The organism is Enterococcus sp. 3H8_DIV0648, assembly GCF_002140655.1.
Lineage (GTDB): Bacteria > Bacillota > Bacilli > Lactobacillales > Enterococcaceae > Enterococcus_A > Enterococcus_A hulanensis.
Window position 1 is genome coordinate 1,106,883 of record NZ_NGLG01000002.1, and the last position, 1,614, is coordinate 1,108,496.

Genomic DNA, 1,614 nt, shown 5'->3' on the forward strand with positions numbered 1-1,614 from the left:
CAAAAAAATTGTGCAACTATTCACCTATCACTAGTTTTAAAACTGTCTCTTATACACATCTAGATGTGTATAAGAGACAGCTTCATAAATATTTTTCAGAGGTTCAATCAACTCTTCCATATATCCAAATTGAGATAATTTGTCACCAGGATATTTCTCTATCATGTAATCAGGAAAATCCGAAAAAGAAATGTTTGCTGGGATCAAATCCAAATTTGGCATAATCTGATAAATAGAGGATTGGATGTCCCCTGAACGAACGGCTTCCCAAATTGTTGCATCAAATTCATCTGGCAAAGTATCATTTCCAAAATTTTCTGCAGTCAGCGATAAAACATCACTTGTATTTCCCTGAGGGTCTAAATCGATTACTAAGGTTTTGCGATCTTTACGAAAGGCACTCTCGAAGGAGAGCATCTGAACAGTCGTCGATTTACCGACGCCGCCTTTAAAATTTCCTACTACATAAGTCTCAGCTTTGTTTGGCATAAAAAGTCTCCAATCATAATTTCTTAATTAAAGTTTACTATAAAGAGCTGTAATTATCAATAAGGTTTACTATAATTATCATTAATAGGGTAAACTACAACTCTTATACACATCTAGATGTGTATAAGAGACAGTCTCTCGATAGGCCTTTTTCAATATAATAGTCATATAAGAAGTCGATCATTTTATCAGGTGTATAGCCATCAAACTTTGCATTGATCAAATTTTGCATACGAATCTTCGTACGCGCGGAAATTTTTTGCATCTCCAGAGCTTTCAAACGTGGATCGTAGTATTGACGCTTTCGTCCCCTCTTCCCTACCTCATTTTCTTGTGATCGAGAAATAGGTTCATGGGTTATAGGCCTTTCATTTAAGTGATTCCGTTCTTCCTGGAGCGAAGAATGCCTAAAATCTGTTTCAGGACTTAACGTTCTTTTCGCCAAAAGATCTTGAGAGCTGGGCTTCTTCTCCTCTTTATCTTGATTGGAATATTCAGACATTTTTTCAATGCCCTTATTCTTCTTATTCGCCGTTAAAAGCGAATCTAGCTTCATTTTTTTCGCCATTTAACGTCTCCCCTACTCTTCACCGCTCAATATGAGGCGATGTTCATCAATTTCGTCCAAAATATTAACGAAAACCTCGTGTGCACGCTTGTCCCATTGCTCAACTTTACCATTTTTGTTGATTTCATAAGTAATTCCTGACCCATCATAGCGTTTTAAACGGCTTTGATTTAAAACGACAGTGTCCAAAAGATGGGCACCGTAAATCTCTCTTGCTGCGGTATAAATTTCTTGGTCAACAGAATCTCGTTTTTGCATCATAAAAGGGACAATTCCGACAACTTCTAGTTCAGTATCGTATTGTTCAATGAAAAAATTCATGTAGTCAATGTAGTTTTGTGCCCCCTTCAAGGATTTCACTTGCGTTTGCAAAATGACGATAACATATTCTGCTACGTACATGGCGGCGTTTGAATAGGTACTGATTGTAGGTGGGACATCGATATAGATGACATCATAAATATTTTTCAGAGGTTCAATCAACTCTTCCATATATCCAAATTGCTGTCTCTTATACACATCTAATATTTGTTATAACGCTGCTTGAACTTGCGGAA

General features: G+C 36.7%; 2 protein-coding genes and 1 pseudogene. All 3 read right to left on the reverse strand.

Annotated elements, in window-relative coordinates; genetic code table 11:
• Positions 1-36 precede the first annotated feature (36 nt).
• Positions 37-489 (reverse strand): ParA family protein, encoded by a 453-nt coding sequence (locus A5875_RS21525; protein ID WP_254911919.1) that lies wholly within the window; start codon positions 487-489, stop codon positions 37-39.
• 103 nt (positions 490-592) lie between these two features.
• Entirely contained in the window at positions 593-1,057 is a 465-nt protein-coding gene (locus A5875_RS21530; protein WP_254911920.1) for a hypothetical protein, read from the reverse strand.
• 12 nt (positions 1,058-1,069) lie between these two features.
• A pseudogene (locus A5875_RS21535) lies at positions 1,070-1,570 on the reverse strand (ParA family protein); the annotation flags it as partial.
• Between the last annotated feature and the right edge of the window lie 44 nt (positions 1,571-1,614).

Bases quoted from the DNA above. Each gene is read 5' to 3' on its own strand.
- A5875_RS21525 (WP_254911919.1), bottom strand. From the start codon at position 489: ATGCCAAACAAAGCTGAGACTTATGTAGTAGGAAATTTTAAAGGCGGC.
- A5875_RS21530 (WP_254911920.1), bottom strand. From the start codon at position 1,057: ATGGCGAAAAAAATGAAGCTAGATTCGCTTTTAACGGCGAATAAGAAG.